The sequence below is a fragment of the Streptomyces sp. HUAS YS2 genome (assembly GCF_033343995.1).
GTDB lineage: Bacteria > Actinomycetota > Actinomycetes > Streptomycetales > Streptomycetaceae > Streptomyces > Streptomyces solicathayae.
This window is the reverse complement of sequence record NZ_CP137573.1, coordinates 7,100,007-7,116,531: the sequence shown is the minus strand read 5'-3', so window position 1 is coordinate 7,116,531 and position 16,525 is coordinate 7,100,007. Positions and strand designations below refer to the sequence as shown.

At 71.6% G+C, this 16,525-nt stretch carries 14 protein-coding genes; 7 read left to right on the top strand and 7 right to left on the bottom strand.

Features of this window, described 5'->3' with window-relative positions:
• Positions 1-12 precede the first annotated feature (12 nt).
• Positions 13-468, bottom strand: a complete 456-nt coding sequence (locus R2D22_RS32575; protein WP_318110122.1) for an Lrp/AsnC family transcriptional regulator — start codon at positions 466-468, stop codon at positions 13-15.
• A 167-nt stretch (positions 469-635) separates the two neighbouring features.
• Here R2D22_RS32575 and R2D22_RS32570 point away from each other — a divergent pair, with 167 nt between their 5' ends.
• Together R2D22_RS32570 and R2D22_RS32565 are read left to right on the top strand one after the other, a co-directional pair.
• Positions 636-1,616, top strand: a complete 981-nt coding sequence (locus R2D22_RS32570; RefSeq protein WP_318108647.1) for a DMT family transporter — start codon at positions 636-638, stop codon at positions 1,614-1,616.
• Positions 1,609-2,838: an amino acid aminotransferase gene (locus tag R2D22_RS32565; protein WP_318108645.1), complete on the top strand. Its 1,230-nt coding sequence runs from the start codon at positions 1,609-1,611 to the stop codon at positions 2,836-2,838. The genes R2D22_RS32570 and R2D22_RS32565 overlap by 8 nt, the downstream gene beginning before the upstream one ends.
• A gap of 67 nt (positions 2,839-2,905) precedes the next feature.
• Here R2D22_RS32565 and R2D22_RS32560 read toward each other — a convergent pair whose 3' ends face one another.
• Positions 2,906-3,454 carry a YciI family protein gene (locus R2D22_RS32560; protein ID WP_318108644.1) on the bottom strand — a complete coding sequence of 183 codons (549 nt, stop codon included), beginning with the start codon at positions 3,452-3,454 and terminating at the stop codon, positions 2,906-2,908.
• Between the two features lie 181 nt (positions 3,455-3,635).
• Here R2D22_RS32560 and R2D22_RS32555 point away from each other — a divergent pair, with 181 nt between their 5' ends.
• The 3 genes from R2D22_RS32555 to allB are packed head-to-tail and all read left to right on the top strand — an operon-like array spanning position 3,636 to position 7,250.
• A complete protein-coding gene (locus R2D22_RS32555; RefSeq protein ID WP_318108642.1) occupies positions 3,636-5,114 on the top strand; it encodes an NCS1 family nucleobase:cation symporter-1 in 1,479 nt (492 codons plus the stop codon).
• A gap of 23 nt (positions 5,115-5,137) precedes the next feature.
• Complete coding sequence (locus R2D22_RS32550) at positions 5,138-5,863, top strand: aspartate/glutamate racemase family protein (RefSeq protein WP_318108639.1); 726 nt, start codon at positions 5,138-5,140, stop codon at positions 5,861-5,863.
• Between the two features lie 49 nt (positions 5,864-5,912).
• On the top strand, positions 5,913-7,250 hold the full coding sequence (gene allB, locus R2D22_RS32545) for an allantoinase AllB (RefSeq protein ID WP_318108638.1): 1,338 nt from the start codon (positions 5,913-5,915) through the stop codon (positions 7,248-7,250).
• Positions 7,251-7,340: 90 nt separating this feature from the next.
• Here the strand turns inward: allB and R2D22_RS32540 are convergent, their stop codons facing one another.
• Together R2D22_RS32540 and R2D22_RS32535 are read right to left on the bottom strand one after the other, a co-directional pair.
• Positions 7,341-7,928, bottom strand: coding sequence for a HutD/Ves family protein (locus R2D22_RS32540; RefSeq protein ID WP_318108636.1), 588 nt, complete (start codon positions 7,926-7,928; stop codon positions 7,341-7,343).
• The gene (locus tag R2D22_RS32535; RefSeq protein WP_318108634.1) at positions 7,925-10,621 is read right to left on the bottom strand and encodes an aminotransferase class I/II-fold pyridoxal phosphate-dependent enzyme; all 2,697 of its coding nucleotides are present in this window, start codon (positions 10,619-10,621) and stop codon (positions 7,925-7,927) included. The genes R2D22_RS32540 and R2D22_RS32535 overlap by 4 nt, the downstream gene beginning before the upstream one ends.
• 161 nt (positions 10,622-10,782) lie before the next feature.
• On the opposite strand from R2D22_RS32535, the gene R2D22_RS32530 reads away from it, so the two are divergent.
• Positions 10,783-11,544 carry an IclR family transcriptional regulator gene (locus R2D22_RS32530; protein WP_318108633.1) on the top strand — a complete coding sequence of 254 codons (762 nt, stop codon included), beginning with the start codon at positions 10,783-10,785 and terminating at the stop codon, positions 11,542-11,544.
• 102 nt (positions 11,545-11,646) lie between these two features.
• Here R2D22_RS32530 and hutH read toward each other — a convergent pair whose 3' ends face one another.
• The gene (gene hutH, locus R2D22_RS32525) at positions 11,647-13,200 is read right to left on the bottom strand and encodes a histidine ammonia-lyase (protein WP_318108631.1); all 1,554 of its coding nucleotides are present in this window, start codon (positions 13,198-13,200) and stop codon (positions 11,647-11,649) included.
• 124 nt (positions 13,201-13,324) lie between these two features.
• Positions 13,325-14,764: an amino acid permease gene (locus R2D22_RS32520; RefSeq protein WP_318108630.1), complete on the bottom strand. Its 1,440-nt coding sequence runs from the start codon at positions 14,762-14,764 to the stop codon at positions 13,325-13,327.
• Positions 14,765-14,904: 140 nt separating this feature from the next.
• On the opposite strand from R2D22_RS32520, the gene R2D22_RS32515 reads away from it, so the two are divergent.
• A complete protein-coding gene (locus R2D22_RS32515) occupies positions 14,905-15,726 on the top strand; it encodes an IclR family transcriptional regulator (protein ID WP_318108629.1) in 822 nt (273 codons plus the stop codon).
• 14 nt (positions 15,727-15,740) lie between these two features.
• Here the strand turns inward: R2D22_RS32515 and hutC are convergent, their stop codons facing one another.
• Positions 15,741-16,496, bottom strand: coding sequence for a histidine utilization repressor (hutC, locus tag R2D22_RS32510; RefSeq protein ID WP_318108628.1), 756 nt, complete (start codon positions 16,494-16,496; stop codon positions 15,741-15,743).
• Positions 16,497-16,525 lie beyond the last annotated feature (29 nt).

Genomic DNA, 16,525 nt, shown 5'->3' with positions numbered 1-16,525 from the left:
CAACGCCGCCCCTCAGGCGGGGGACGGCCGGGGGAAGACCTTGGACTGCTTGACGCTGCCGAAGGCGAAGCTGGACTCGATGGAGGCGATCCCGGGGATGGCATGGATCCGGGTGCGGACCAGCCGCTCGTACGCCTCCAGGCTCTCGATCACGATGCGGAGCAGGTAGTCGCTGCTGCCCGCCATCAGATAGCAGTCCTGGATGTGGTCGATGAGCCCCACGTGGTGCTCGAACACGTTGACCGCCTCGGCGGTGTGGCGTTCCAGGCCGATCCGTACGAAGACGGTGATCGGGAGGCCGAAGGCGACCTGGTCGACCATCGCGGTGTACCCGCTGATCAGGCCGGCCTCCTCCAGGCGCCGCACCCGGCGCAGGCACGGGGAGGGGGACAGCCGGACGCGGTCGGCGAGGTCCTGGTTGGACAGCCGTCCGTCCGCCTGCAACTCGTGGATGATCCGGAGATCCACTGAGTCCAACGTTCACTCCTTGGCCGATCTTGGCAGATTCTGCCCCCAAGCTAGGCGTGGAGGGCAGAACTGGCAATCGGCTGCCCCGCCGAAACGCCTACCGTTGCCGAGGACGGTGACGACAGGGGTCGGTGCCGTCGGCATGTACCCGAGCGGGAGGGATCCAGGTGGTCACGACGAACACGGCAGAGGCGGCGCCGCCCGGGGCGCGGGGAGCCTCGCGCGCGCTCGGCGCCGCTGGGCGCGGCGGGCTGTCGCCGCGGACGGCGGGCCTGCTGGCCCTCGGCTTCACCGTGATCATCTGGGCCGGGTTCGCCCTGAGCGCCCGGGCGCTCGGCTCCTCCACCCTGTTGCCGGCCGACGCCGCGCTGTTGCGGTTCGGCGTCCCGCTGGTCGTCCTGGCGCCCGCGCTCTGGCGCCGTCGGCACCTGCTGCGGGCCGTGCGGCCGGGCCCGGCCGCCAAGATCGTCTGCGGCGCGGGGGTGCCGTTCTTCCTCATGGTCATGTACGGCGGCTCGCTGACGTCGGCCGCGTTCGTCGGTGCGATCGTGCCGGGCATGGTCCCGCTGTTCGTCTCCGCGCTCGTGGTGGCGAGCGGGCGCAGCCTGCCGCGCGGCACACAGACGGCCGGTCTCGTGCTGATCGTCACCGGAGTCGTCGCGCTGGTGTGGCGCCACACGACCGCGCTGGACCAGGACGTGCTGCTCGGTTCGGGCGCACTGCTGGTCGCCAGCGGACTGTGGGCGCTCTACACGGTGGGGCTGCGGGAGGTGGAGCTCGACCCCGTCGGGTCCATCGGGCTGCTGTGCCTGCCGTCGTTCGCCGTGGTCGCCCTGCTGGTGCTGACCGGCGTCCTGCCGACCGGGATCGCCCACGCGGCCGGCGGTGACGTCCTGCTGTTCCTCGTCGTACAGGGACTGGGGGTCGGTCTGTGCGCCGGCCTGCTGTACGCCTTCGCCATCCGCAGGCTGGGGCCGGAGCGCAGTGCGGTCGTCGGAAGCCTGAGCCCGGTCGTCGTCGTCCTGCTCGCCGTCCCCCTCCTCAACGAGTCGCCGACCCTTTCCGTCCTGGTCGGCGTTCCCCTGATCACCTCGGGTGTCGTCCTCGCGAACCGGCGCCCCCGACCCAAGGGTCCCGCCGATGCTTGAGCTGCTCCCCACCCCGCCCGCCGACCCGCTGTGGGAGCTGACCGCCGCATACGCGGACGACCCGCGGCCGGAGCGTCTGAACCTCGTGCTCGGGGTGTACCGGGACCACACCGGGACCACCCCCGTCATGGCGGCGGTCCGGGAGGCGGAGGTACGTCTGGCGGAGGGTTCCGCCTCGAAGGAGTACCGGGGGCTGTCCGGCAGTACGGCCTTCAACCGGGCCATGCTGTCGATGGTCCTGGGCCCGGAGGCCGGCCCTGAGCGGGCCGCGGCCGTCCAGACGGTGGCCGGCACCGGGGCACTGCGCCTGCTGGCCGACCTGATGCACCGCACGCACCCCGGCGCGACGGTGTGGATCAGCGACCCCGCGTACGTCAACCACCGCCCCATCCTGGAGGCGGCCGGCCTGCAGGTCCGGACGTACGGCCTGCTGGACTCCGCGGGCCTTCCCGACCCCGCCCGCATGCTCGACGACCTGCGTGCCGCGCGGCGCCACGACGTCGTGCTGCTCCAGGGGTGCTGCCACAACCCGACCGGTGTCGACCCCTCCCCCGAGGCCTGGGACGCACTGGCGGACATGGCCGAGGCCACCGGTTGGGTGCCCCTCGTCGACCTCGCGTACCACGGGCTCGGCGACGGCCTGGAGGCCGACCTGCGGGCCACGCGGATGCTCGCCGCCCGGCTGCCGGAGGTCCTGATCGCGGTCAGCTGCTCCAAGAACTTCGGCCTCTACAACGACCGCACCGGCTGTGCGATCGTCCTCGGCCCGTCCCGTCAGGCCCTGCGGCACGTGGAGACCACACTGCAGAACGCGGCGCGCACCCTGTACTCGATGCCTCCGGAGCACGGCGCGGCCGTCGTCACGACCGTCCTGGAGGACACGTCCCTGCGTACCATGTGGCGTGCCGAACTCGACGTGATGCGCGACCGGATCACGTCGAACCGCTCCGATCTGGCGGCCCATCTCGCCGCGCTGGGCCGCGGTGCCGAGGCGGAGTCCCTCGCCCGTCAGAAGGGGATGTTCTCGATGCTCCCCCTCAGCGCGGACGAAATGCGGGACCTGCGGCGCCGGTTCGCCGTCTACGGCACGTCCGCCGGCCGCATCAACATCGCCGGGATCACGGCCCACCGCATCCCCCACCTGGCCCGCAGCATCAGCGCCGTCCTCACCGGCGCGGACGCCGAGGCGGTCGCCGCGCGGGGCGGCACGCTGCACCGCTAGGCGACGGCACCGGCCGCGGGGTGGGCGAGGGCTTCCGAGCCCTCGCCCACCCCGCGCCCGCATGCGCCTACCGGCGCCCGCCGAACTCCCAGTCGTGCACCTCGACGGCGGCGTACCTGTCAGCCGTCAGGATCGCGCGCGCCGTGTCCGCGTCCGGCGCGCGGACGAGCATCGCCGTGCCCAGCCAGGCGGCCCCGTCGTCCGACAGCAGCGGCCCGTAGGCGATCAACTCACTTGAGTCCGCCGGGACTTCGAGGTCCACCGGCTCCCCCGCGCCGAACCCGAGCACCAGGAACCGGTTGCCGCCGGTCCGACCGCCGGGGAAGTCCCACATCGTGCGCCCCAGCAGGTTGCGCCACCGCCGCACCAGCACGTCCCGGAAGATGCCGGCCTGGTGGTTCGGCTCGTCGAAGGCGAACGCGCGGGCGGCGGCGGGGTCGGGCAGATCGACGATGTGCACGCTGCCGCTGGGCGTCTCGCCGTCCTCGGCGAAGGTCGGCCCGCGCGCGATCAGCTCCTTCTCGAAGCGGTCCATATAGGACCAGTGCTCTTCCAGCAGCTCGCCGCGCAGCGTCGTCGAACCGGGCCGGTCTCGGTGGTAGCAGAGGAACTCCATACCTCACCTTCTCCTCCCACGGGCGCCCGGGTCGAGCCGTTTCCGCACGTAGGGGCGGCGTCGCCGCGCCGGGAAGTTGCCGACCGGAATCCCTTGACGACGCCATTGGAGAAAACTACGTTCTTCCGAACGGAAAACTACTTCCACTTTGTGGAAACCTCTAACACGTGAGGCCCCTTCGATGACCGCTGTGGATGCCCGGCCGCCCGAGACCGCCGACGGAGCCAGCTCCGTCCTGTACACCTACGATCTGGCCCCCACGAAGAAGGAGGGGCGCCGCTGGGGCGCGTACAACGTCTTCACGCTCTGGGCCAACGACGTGCACAGCCTCGGGAACTACGCGTTCGCGATCGGCCTCTTCGCCCTCGGGCTGAACATCTGGGGCATCCTGGCCGCCTTCGCCCTCGCGTCGGTGCTGCTCTTCCTGCTCCTGACGCTGTCCGGGTTCATGGGGCACAAGACGGGCGTCCCCTTCCCCGTCATGAGCCGCATCGCGTTCGGCATCAAGGGTGCGAAGATCCCGGCGGCCGTCCGCGGCATCGTCGCCATCGCCTGGTTCGGCATCCAGACCTACCTGGCCTCGACCGTCCTGAGCGCCCTGCTCATCGCGATGTTCCCGGGGCTTCGCAGCCTGGACGCGAACTCGCTGCTCGGCCAGTCGACCCTCGGCTGGATCACCTTCATGACCCTGTGGGCCCTGCAGCTCGTCATCGTGAGCTACGGGATGCAGATGATCCGGCGGTACATGGCCTTCGCGGCGCCCACCACCCTGATCACCATGTGCGCCCTCGCGATCTGGATGTTCGTCCGTGCGGACGCCGCGATCTCGCTGTCCGTCGACGCGCCGCTCACCGGCGGCGCGATGTGGCTGCAGATCCTGCAGGCCGCCGCGCTGTGGGTGGTCATCTACGGAACGTTCGTGCTCAACTTCTGCGACTTCACCCGGTCCGCGAAGAGCCGCGCCTCGATCGTCCGCGGCAATGTCATCGGCATCCCGCTGAACATGCTGTTCTTCGCGGTCATCGTCGTGGTCCTCAGCGGGGCACAGTTCAAGCTCGACGGGCGGATCATCACCAGCCCCACGGACATCGTCCGGACCATCCCGAACATGCTGCTGCTCGCGACGGCCTCGCTCGCGCTGATCGCCCTGACGGTCGCGGTGAACCTGCTGGCCAACTTCGTGGCGCCGATCTACGCCCTGATCGACCTCTTCCCGCGCCGGCTCGACTTCCGCCGGGCGGGCGTGGTGAGCGCGGTCCTCGGCCTGGCGATCCTGCCCTGGAACCTCTACAACAGCCCGATCGTCGTGAACTACTTCCTCGGTGGGCTCGGCGCCCTGCTCGGCCCCCTGTTCGGCGTGATCATGGCGGACTACTGGCTGCTGCGGAAGGCCCGGATCAACGTGCCCGACCTGTACACGGAGAACCCGCAGGGCGAGTACCACTACCGCGGCGGCTTCAACCCCCGGGCCGTCGCGGCCTTCGTGCCCAGCGCCGCGGTCGCCGTCGTCGTCGCCCTACTGCCCTTCTTCCAGTCCGTGGCCGGATTCTCCTGGTTCGTGGGCGCCATCCTCGGCGCCGCGCTGTACGCGCTGATCGCGGACCGCGGCGCGCAGATCCGGGACGTGGACGGCGAGGCCATCGCCGTCGCCGCCGAATGACCCACCGAGCCGAAGGCGGAACCATGCGCATTCTCGTCGCCAACGTCAACACCACTGAGTCGATCACCGAATCCATCGGCCGGCAGGCGGCGGCCGCGGCCTCCCCCGGCACCGAGATCGTCCCGCTGACCCCCGCCTTCGGGGCGGAGTCCGTCGAGGGCAACTACGAGAGCTACCTCGCCGCCATCGCCGTGATGGAGACCGTCCGCGCCTACCCCGAGCCGTTCGACGCGGTGATCCAGGCCGGGTACGGCGAGCACGGCCGGGAGGGCCTGCAGGAACTCCTCGACGTGCCGGTCGTCGACATCACCGAGGCGGCGGCGACCACCGCCCAGTTCCTCGGCCGCAGTTACTCCGTCGTCACCAGCCTCGACCGGACGGTCCCGCTGATCGAGGAGCGGCTGCACACCGCCGGCCTGAGCGCGCGGTGCGCCTCCGTGCGCGCCAGCGGGCTCGCCGTGCTCGACCTGGAGCGCGACGAGAAGGCGGCCGTCGAGGCCATCGTCGAGCAGGCCGCCCGCGCGGTGGAGGACGACCGGGCAGAGGTCATCTGCCTGGGCTGCGGAGGCATGTCCGGCCTCACCGAGCGCGTCGTCGAGCGCACCGGGGTGCCCGTCGTCGACGGCGTGAGCGCCGCCGTGACCATCGCCGAGTCGCTCGTCCGTCTCGGCCTGTCCACCTCGAAGGTGCGCACGTACGCGCCGCCGCGGCCCAAGCGGATCGTCAACTGGCCTCCGCAGGCCCGCTGATACGCGTCACCGACGAGGACAAGTGCAACCGCAGAAGAGGAGGGCTCCGTTGCCCGACGTACAGCTCGTATTGCGTTCGACCCGTGTCATCACTCCCGAGGGCACCCGCGCGGCATCGATCGCCGTCTCCGGCGGGACGATCGCGGCGGTACTGCCGTACGACGCCGAGGTCCCGGCCGGCGCCCGGCTGGAGGACTTCGGCGACGACGTCGTGCTCCCCGGGCTCGTCGACACCCATGTACACGTGAACGACCCCGGCCGCACCGAGTGGGAGGGCTTCTGGACGGCGACCCGTGCCGCGGCGGCCGGTGGCATCACCACCCTGCTCGACATGCCGCTGAACTCACTGCCGCCGACCACCACGGTCGAGCACCTGCGGGTCAAGCAGGACGTCGCCCGGACCAAGGCGCACATCGACGTCGGCTTCTGGGGCGGCGCCCTCCCGGACAACGTCAAGGACCTGCGGCCGCTGTTCGACGCCGGGGTCTTCGGCTTCAAGTGCTTCCTGTCGCCGTCCGGCGTGGACGAGTTCCCGGAGCTGAACCAGGACCAGCTGGCGACTTCGCTCGCCGAGATCGCCGGGTTCGGCGGACTGATGATCGTGCACGCCGAGGACCCGCACCACCTGGCGGCGGCCCCGCAGAAGTCGGGCGCGAAGTACGCGGACTTCCTGGCGTCCCGGCCCCGTGACGCCGAGAACACGGCGGTCCAGAACCTGATCGACCAGGCCCGCCGGCTCAACGCCCGCGTCCACGTCCTGCACCTGTCGTCCTCCGACGCGCTGCCGCTCATCGCCGCCGCCAAGGCCGAGGGCGTCAAGATCACCGTCGAGTCCTGCCCGCACTTCCTCACCCTCACGGCCGGGGAAGTCCCGGACGGCGCGACCGAGTTCAAGTGCTGCCCGCCGATCCGCGAGGCGTCCAACCAGGACGCGCTGTGGGAGGGCCTGGCGGACGGGACGATCGACTGCATCGTCTCCGACCACTCGCCGTCCACGGCCGATCTGAAGACCGGCGACTTCGCGTCGGCCTGGGGCGGCATCTCGTCCCTCCAGCTCGGCCTGCCGGCGATCTGGACCGAGGCCCGCCGCCGCGGCCACGGCCTGGACGACGTGGTCCGCTGGATGTCCGCCGCCCCCGCCCGGCTCGCGGGTCTGGCGCGCAAGGGCGCGATCGAGGCGGGCCGGGACGCGGACTTCGCGGTCCTCGCGCCCGACGAGACCTTCACCGTCGACCCGGCCGGGCTCCAGCACCGCAACCGGGTCACCGCCTACGCGGGCAGGACGTTGTACGGCGTGGTCAAGTCCACCTGGCTGCGCGGCGAGCGCATCCACGACGGCGGGGAACTGGCCGAGCCCAGCGGGCTGCTCCTCGGCCGGAACGACTGAGACGCCGGCCGGCGCACACCCACCGGCGCCTTGGAACCGCCTCCGGGCCCTCGATCCGTTCGAGGGCCGGGAGGCGGGGCTGTTCGACCGTCAGGCACCGGCAGCGGGTGCGACGGTGACGACGGCCGCGACGCCGTCGACGTGGAAGGTGTCCGCCCCGTCCTCGGGGAACAGGACGGCGTCGAACCGGTCGAGGGTGACACCGGACTCCGCCGCGGTCGCCGTGCCCGCCAGGACGATCACGAGCGTCTCGGAACCGGCCCTCGGCGTGACGTCGAACGCCTCGCGCGTGAGCCGCAGTCGAGCCGTCGCGGCGGAGCGGCGGGTCATGACGTTGAAGTCGACGAGCGGGCCGCCCAGGAGCCGGCAGTCCGTGACCGCGTCGCCCGGGAAGGCGAAGGGCTCGTACGGGGCGTCGACGGTGTGCGGGACCCCGTCGACGGTCAGCTCCATCCCCGGCCCGTCGACGACCGTGATGATCCGGTCCACGCCGGGGAAGGAGGAGAAGGGGCCGCCCGCCGCGACGTCGGCGAGGCTCACGCGCCAGGCGAAGTCCTCCATGCCGGCTTCGGCGGGGCCGGCCACGACCTCCCGGGTCACGCCGCCGCCGTTGCGCCAGCGCGTCGCGGGCCGGTCGTGCGCCCTGAGCAGTCGTCCTGCGGTCGTGCCGTCGGTCATGCCGTGAGCTCCTTCAGTGCGGTCTCGGTGAAGACCCGGTAGCCGGTTTCCGGCCGGTAGCCGTGGATCTCCCGCGTGTCGAGGGCGTCCATGTAGCGCAGCGCCGCCTCGTTGATCAGCTGACCGGGGACGAGGACGGGGAAACCCGGAGGGTACGGGGTGACGAAGCCCGCCGAGACGATCTCCTCGCCCTCCGCGACGCGTTCGGCCACCTCCTCGGCCGTCAGATAGGTGCAGGTGCTGTCGTCGTACGCCAGGAAGAACGCTTTGCGCAGGTCACCCTCCGGGGTGCGACCGCCCGGGCGGAACGCCTCGTGGAACGCGCTGAAGTCCGGCAGCGCCGCGGACCCGCGGCACAGTTCGGCGCTGCGCCGGTCGTACGCGGCGCGTTCCCGCGGGGTCATCTCGCGCAGCCGCTCCTCCAGGTCCTCGACGATGTTGACGAGGACCTCGACGAGGTACGCGACGGCGCTGCGGGTCGTGCCGATGGTGGTCATGAACAGCAGGGTGTTGCCGGTCGTCTTGTTGACCTGGACGCCGTACCGGTCCATGAGGTGTTCGTGCTTGAAGGTGTCGCCGTCGATCCCGGTGAGCCCGATGTGCAGCGTCGCGCGGGTGGGATCGAGGACGAACTCGTCCTCCTCCCAGGCGTCCGCCATCCGCGCGAGGCCGGTCCGCAGGGGCTGGTCGACGCCGGAGGAGCGGTACCGGGCGGGGACCAGTTCGGGGGTGGTGAGGAAGCGCAGGTACTTGCTCAGGAGGGGGTGCCGGTCGACGGCGTCGCGCAGCACGCCCGCCTGTTCGAGCTGCTTCTGCACCAGTTCGAAGCCCTCCAGGGCGGCCTGCCGGCGGCCGAGGTCGAGCGAGGCGAGGATCTGGTAGTTCGGCGAGGTCGACGTGTGCGTCATGTACGCCTCGCGGAACGTCTCGGCGGCCTTGTGCCGGAAGTCCTGGTCGAAGACGTGGATCATGGAGCCCTGCCGCAGCGCGGTGAGTGTCTTGTGCGTCGACTGGGTGGCGTAGACGCGCACCCGCACGCTGGCCGGGTCCGGCATGAGCCGATGGTGCAGCAGGGCCTCGTCGTCCGGGTCGTCGCCCAGCCGCTCCCGGTGCTCGGCGTACCGCTCGGCGTACTCGGGGCTGCGGTAACGGTCGGTGAGCCGGCGGGCCGCGGCCATCGCGGTCCGGCGCCGGTACACGGGGTGGAAGCGCGCGAAGGCGAACCATGCCTCGTCCCAGAGGAACGCCAGGTCCGGCTTGAGTGCCAGGCACTCCTCCATCACACGGGACGGGTTGTAGACGATCCCGTCGAAGGTGCAGTTGGTGAGGAGGAGGAGCTTGACCCGGTGCAGCAGACCCTCCGCACGCAGCATCAGCAGCTTGCGCTTGATCTCCTCGAGCGGCACGGCGCCGTACATGCCGTACTGGTCCAGCGGGTACGCGTCGAGGTAGACCACCTGCGCGCCGGCGAGCAGCAGCCCGTAGTGGTGCGACTTGTGGCAGTTGCGGTCCACGAGCACGATGTCGCCGGGGCGGACCAGTGCCTGCACGACGACCTTGTTGGCGGTGGAGGTGCCGTTGGTGACGAAGTACGTCTGCCGGGAGCCGAAGGTCTCGGCGGCGCGTTCCTGCGCCTCCCGCAGCGGACCGGTGGGATCGAGCAGCGAGTCCAGGCCGCCGGTGGTCGCCGAGGTCTCCGCGAGGAAGACGTTCAGTCCGTAGAAGCGGACCATCTCGGGGATCCAGCGGGAGTTGACCACGGAGGTGGCGCGGGAGACGGGCAGGGCGTGGAAGACGCCGGTGGGCCGGCGGCTGTGGGCGCGCAGCGCGGTGAAGAAGGGGGCGCTGTAGCGCTCGCCGATGCCGTGCAGGATCGACAGGTGGAGTTCCAGGAGTCCTTCCTGGGCGTGGAAGACACGGGCGAACCGCCGGCCGAGGGTGCCCGCGGTGCGCTCCACCGACGCCTCGGTCACCAGGTAGAGGTCCAGCTCCGGCCGCAGGTCGTGCAGCCTCTCGCCGAGCAGCCGGGCGCGCTCCTCGCCCTGTTCTCCCTGCGTCGCCGTCGTGATGCCCTCGGCGGCGGTGCCTTCGAAGAATCGGCGCATGACCGTCGTGTCGTGCTGCGACCGGTGGGCGAAGCGGTGGCGGACGACGACCGCCTGGACGCTGGAGTTCACCAGGGCCGCGATGACGGCGTCCTCGTGGCTGGGCGCCATGACGAGCTCGTAAACGAACTCGTCGTCCTCGCGGCGCAGTTGCTTCAGCTCCCGCCGCATGTCCGCCGCCTCGGCCTCGTCGAGCTCGCCGACGACGAGGACCTCGAAGTACGGCTTGGCTTCGGGGGGCGGGGCGCCGTGGTAAGTGTCGGTCCCCAGGGCCCGGTTCATGTCGTCCGCGCGCCGCGCGAGCCGGGTGAGGTCGCCGGTCCGGTGGAGCCGGCGCAGTTCGGTGAGACCGGTCCGGCCGGGCGAGGCCCAGCAGTTCTCGATCGGCGTCAACAGCCGGAACAGCTCCTCCAGCTGTTCGGCGGTCTCCTCGGGGACGGGCCGGGAGGACGGGTGGGCGGCCAGGTGGTGCGTGAGGTCCGCCAGCCGGCTCCATGCGTCGGCGCGCAACTGCCGAACGCTGTTGTACACACTGTCGGTCAGCGGTTCGGCGGGCCGGGGCGCCGCCTCTGCGGCCTTGTCACCCATGTGATTCGACTTCCTTCGCGGGTGTCGGTGCGGGAGATGCATGTCCATGAAGCATCAGGTCGGGGCGGGTCCACCACATCGGCCGGTGCCATTGCGTCTCGGATTCCAGACGGCTCCGGACGGTCCGGGCCCCGGTCCGTCCACGGGCGTACGCTCGCGGCATGTCCACCGTCCCCGCCGCCGCTCAGGTGCTCGCCATCCTCCGGTACCTCGCCGCGCAGGCCGGCCCGGTGCCGGCCGCGGCCATCAGCCGTGACGTCGGGCTGCCCCGCTCGACGACGTACCACCTGCTCGACACGCTCGCCGGCGAAGGCTTCGTGGTGCACCTGCCCGAGGAACGCCGCTACGGGCTCGGGGTGAGCGCCTTCGAGCTGGGTTCCGGTTACAGCCGGCAGGCGCCGTTCCAGCGCCTCGCCCGGGTGCCGCTGGCGCGGCTCGTCGACCGCACGGGGCACAACGCGCATCTGGCGGTGCTGCACGGCCGCGAGGTCATCTACGTCATCGAGGAGCGGGCGCCGGGGCGCGCCCCGCTGGTCACCGAGGTCGGTGTCCGGCTGCCGGCGCATCTGACGGCGAGCGGCCGCGCGGTGCTGGCCGGCCTGCCGCAGGCCCAGGTCCGGGCGCTGTTCCCGGACGCGTCGGCCTTCGTCCTGCGCAACGAGTCCGGTCCCCGGTCGCTGTCGGCGCTGCGGAACCTGCTCGTGGACGTGCGGCGCCGCGGGTACGCGACGGAGGAGGGCGAGGTGACCGAGGGCTTCTCGTCGGTGGCGGCCGCGGTGCTCGACCACAGCGCGCATCCGATCGCGGGGGTGGCGGTCACCTTCCCCGCCGAGGGTGTCGACACGGCGCGGCGCGAGGAGATCGCCGCCGAGGTGGCGCGGACGGCCGCGGAGTTGAGCCGGCGCGTCGGCGGGGCGGGCTGACCGGCGCCCTCGGGTGAGGACGCCGGGGCGGTGCCTGCACAGGTGAGGGTGTGCCGGCACCGCGTCCAGGGGTGTCGTCCGGATCCTGGGGAGCCCGTCGGGTCAGACGAGGCGGCCGGCCGCGGATTCGGCGGCGGCCAGGGCACGACCGGAGGCCACGTACTGCACGGCCTCCTCGATCTCCGGGGCGAGCCAGCGGTCGGTGCCGGGGCCCTCGACCGTCTCGCGCAGCCCGTCGCGGACGGCGGCGGTGGCCGGCGCGGGCGTCAGCGGAGCACGCAGGTCCAGGGCCCGGGCGGCGGTGTAGAGCTCGACGGCGATCACGCGGGTGAGGCCGTCGACGGCGCGGCGCAGCTTGCGGGCGGCGGACCAGCCCATCGAGACGTGGTCCTCCTGCATGGCGCTGGAGGGGATGGAGTCGACGGAGGCCGGGGCGGCCAGGCGCTTGAGCTCCGAGACGATCGCGGCCTGGGTGTACTGGGCGATCATGTGGCCGGAGTCGACGCCCGGGTCGTCGGCGAGGAACGCGTTCAGGCCGTGGTTGCGGGACACGTCCAGGAAGCGGTCGGTGCGGCGCTCGGCGATCGAGGCGAGGTCGGCGACGCTGATCGCCAGGAAGTCCAGGACGGCGGCGACGGGCGCGCCGTGGAAGTTGCCGTTGGACTCCACCCGGCCGTCGAGCGTCACGACGGGGTTGTCCACGGCGCTGGCCAGCTCGCGGGAGGCGACCAGCTCGGCGTGCGCGAGCGTGTCGCGGACGGTGCCGTGCACCTGCGGCGTGCAGCGCAGCGAGTACGCGTCCTGGACACGGGTGCACTCGGGGTTGCGGTGGCTGGCGACGATGCCGGAGCCGGCGAGCAGGGCGCGCAGGTTGGCGGCGCTGTCGGCCTGGCCGGGGTGGGGGCGCAGGGCCTGGAGGTCGGCGGCGAAGACGGCGTCGGTGCCGAGCTGGCCCTCGACGCTCATCGCGGCGCTGATGTCGGCGGTGCGCAGCAGCATCCGCAGGTCGTGGGCGGCGAGCAGCAGCATGCCGAGCATGCCGTCGGTGCCGTTGATGAGGGCGAGGCCCTCCTTCTCCTGCAGCACGACCGGGGTGAGGCCGGCGGCGGCGAGCGCCTCGGCGGCGGGGAGCAGCTCGCCCTGGGCGTTGCGTACCGTGCCCTCGCCCATGATCGCGAGCGCGCAGTGCGCCAGCGGGGCCAGGTCGCCGGAGCAGCCGAGGGAGCCGTATTCGTGCACGACGGGGGTGATGCCGGCGTTGAGCAGGCCCGCGTAGGCCTCGGCGGTCTCCGCGCGGACGCCGGTGCGTCCGGTGGCCAGGGTGGAGAGCCGCAGCAGCATCAGGGCCCGGACCACTTCGCGCTCCACCTCGGGGCCGCTGCCCGCGGCGTGCGAGCGGACCAGGCTGCGCTGCAGCTGGGCGCGGAGCGCGGTGGGGATGTGGCGGGTGGCCAGCGCGCCGAATCCGGTGGAGACGCCGTAGTGCGGCTTGACGTCCTCGGCCAGGGACTCGATGACCTCGCGGCTGCGGGTGATCTCCTTCAGGGCCTCGGGGGCGAGGGCGACGGGCGCGTCGTGGCGGGCGACGGCGACGACATCTTCGGCGGACAGGGCGTGGACGTTCACAACAACAGTCATGACTCCATGAAGTCCCATGACGGGGTCCTGTCGCGAGGACCCGGAGGGTCTTGCTGTCCGGGATCCCAGACATTCACAGGTCGCGAGGCTCTGCGATGTCTGGGATCTCAGACGGTCTCTGTCCGGCGCGAGTGGTGCCCGGTCAGCTCCGCGCCACGGGCACGGCTTCCGCCCCCGCGGGCTCCGCCTCGGCGCGCTCCGCCTGCCCGGCGGGCCCCGCGACCGGCGTGCGCGGACGGCCCCACAGGACGTACACGCCCGAGAGCAGTGCCAGCCAGCCGGCGCCGACGATCAGGGCGATCCGGGTGTCGCCGGAGAAGGCCAGCAGGACGAGCACGGCGACCATGAACGCGATGGCCACGATCTGGCCGTAGGGCCAGAACGGCGCCGGGTACTTCAGCGCGGCCGCCTCCCGCGGCGACATCCTGCGCCGGGCCGCGAACTGTGACAGCAGGATCATCATCCAGACCCAGACGGTGGCGAAGGTGGCGATCGAGGAGATGACGAGGAAGATGCTCTCCGGCATCAGGTAGTTGAGCACCACGCCGAGCAGCAGCGCGCCCATCATGATGCTGACCGTGGTCAAGGGCACGCCGTTGCGGGAGAGCTTGCGCATGGCGGCCGGGGCCTGGCCGCGCTCCGCCATGCCGTACATGATCCGGCCGGCGGCGAAGATGTCGCTGTTGATCGCGGACAGGGCCGCCACGATGACGACGACGTTCAGGACGGTGGCCGCGGAGCCGACGCCGAGGGAGGCGAAGATCTCGACGAACGGGCTGCCGGTGCCGTCGATGTTCTGCCAGGGGTTGAGCGACATGATCACCGCGAGGGCCACCACGTAGAAGAGCACGATGCGCAGCGGGATCCAGTTGACCGCGCTGGGGATCGTCTTCTCCGGGTCCTGGGCCTCACCCGCGGTGACGCCGATGATCTCGGTGCCGCCGAAGGCGAACATGACCACGGCGAACGACAGGACGAAGCCTTCCGCGCCGTGCGGGAAGAAGCCGCCGTTGCTCCAGAGGTTCGACACCCCGACCGGCCCGCCGTCGCCGTGCAGGCCGAGGACCAGGATCGCGATGCCGGCCCCGATCATCGCCACGATGGCGACGACCTTCGCGAGCGAGAGCCAGAACTCCATCTCGCCGAAGACCTTCACGCTGAACAGGTTCATCACGCCGACGACGAGGACGACCGCGAGGACCCAGATCCAGCGGGGTACGTCGGGGAACCAGAAGCCCATGTAGACGCCGAACGCCGTGACGTCGGCGAGACAGACGATGACCATCTCGAACGCGTACGTCCAGCCGGTCGCGAAGCCGGCCAGCGGGCCGAGGTACTTGGTGGCGTACTCGCCGAACGATCCGGCGCAGGGGTCGCGCACGGCCATCTCGCCGAGTGAGCGCAGCACCAGGAAGACGGCGGCTCCGCCGATCAGATAGGCCAGCAGGACCGCGGGTCCGGCGGTCTGGATGGAGGCGGAGGAGCCGTAGAAGAGTCCGGTGCCGATGGCTGAGCCGAGCGCGATGAAACGTATGTGCCGGGACTTCAGTCCGCGGCTCAGCGTCGCCGTTTTCGCGGTCATCGAAATGCCCTCCTTAGGGCGGAAACGCCCTGGACGGGTGAGGGGCTGCTCGCCGTCGGCCCTCTCGGCCGGGAACACGCCCGCAGCATGGAAGGCACCTTGTATATTCCTGTATATACAGGCCGTCAAGAGGTGGACCGATGGGTGAACACGAAACGAGTTCCAGCAGCACCTCGCCCGCCGTCGGGCGCGCGCTGGACATCCTGCTGCACCTCGCCGGCCGTCCCGGGCTCGTACGGGCGGGGGCCATCGCCCGCGATCTGGGCATCCCGCGATCGTCCGCGTACCACATCCTCTCGGTACTCGTGGAGCGCGGATTCGTGACCTACGTGCCCAAGGAGCAGGCGTACGGCCTGGGTGTCTCGTCCTTCGAGATCGGCTCCGCCTATCTGCGCCACGAGCCGCTGGAGCGCATCGCCCGCCCCATCCTGCGCACCCTGTCGAACCGGCTCGGCCAGACCGTGCACCTCGGCATCCTGTACGGCGCCGAGACGGTCTACCTGCTCAAGGAGCGCCCCACCACCGGCCGGTCGGGCGACGTCGACACCCCGCTGGTCACCGACATCGGCGTCCGGCTGCCGGCTCACCTGACGGCCAGCGGCCGTGCCCTCATGGCCCACTGCGCCCAGGCACAGGTGCGGGCGCTCTTCCCCCGGCCCGGGAGCCTGATCACCCGTACGGGCAAGGGGCCGCGTTCGCTGCCGGAGCTGCTGGACCAACTGTCCCGGGAGCGGGAGCGCGGCTGGTCGGAGGAGGTCGAGCTGGTCTCCGACGGGCTCCGGTCGATCGGCGTGGCGGCCTTCGACCACAACGAGCGGCCCGTCGCGGCGGTCAGCAGCACCTGGCACCGGCACTACTGCCGGCACGGCGCGGACGTCGTGCGGGACGTGCTGACGCAGGGGGCGGCGCGGCTGACGGCCGCGGTGTCGGGCCGCTCCCCCTCGGAGGCGGCGGCAGGCTGAGACCCGACCGACGGTCAGTGCGTGTCGAAGGTGCCCTCGAGCCGGTACCGGGATCCGGGGTGCAGCAGCCGCGCGATGCTCACCAGCGCCTCCTGCGACCAGGTGCGGCGGTGGATCAGCAGGCACGGCTCCGACGGCGCGATGCCGAGGATCTCCGACTCCTCCGCGGAGGGGAGCACCGCCTCCACGATGTGCTCGCCCCGGCCGAGCGGAGCCGCCTCGGAGAGGTACGTGAACGGGGTACGCGTGGTGAAGTCCTGCTCCAGGTACCCGGGGGCGAACCGAGGGTTGACGTACCGGTCCTCCAGCTGGACGGCCACACCGTCCTCGAAGTGCACCACCCGCGAGCGGAAGACGGGACGCCCCGGCTCGGTGCCGAACTGGCCGCCGATCTCCGGAGCCACGACCTCCTCGCCCAGGAACACCACCTCGGCCCGGTACCCGTGGCCCCGGCCGCGGACCTCGTCGGCGATGTTGTGCACCCCGGCCAGGGCGGAGCTGCCCTTGCGCGGGGCGACGAAGGTGCCCACTCCCATGACCCGGCGCAGCAGTCCCTGGGCGCTCAGCTCGCGCAGCGCCCGGTTGATCGTCATCCGGGACAGGCCGAGCGAATCGACGAACTGGCTCTCCGACGGCAGGGCGTCGCCCTCGCGCCAGCGACCGCTGGTGATCTGCTCGGTCACCAGGTCCTTCACCCGCTGGTACGCGGGGGCCGAACCACTCGCCCGCTCCGCGTACAGACGCGCGAGGTCCGCACCCTCCACGCCCACACCGCTCACCATCCCGCTCGCCGTCGCTC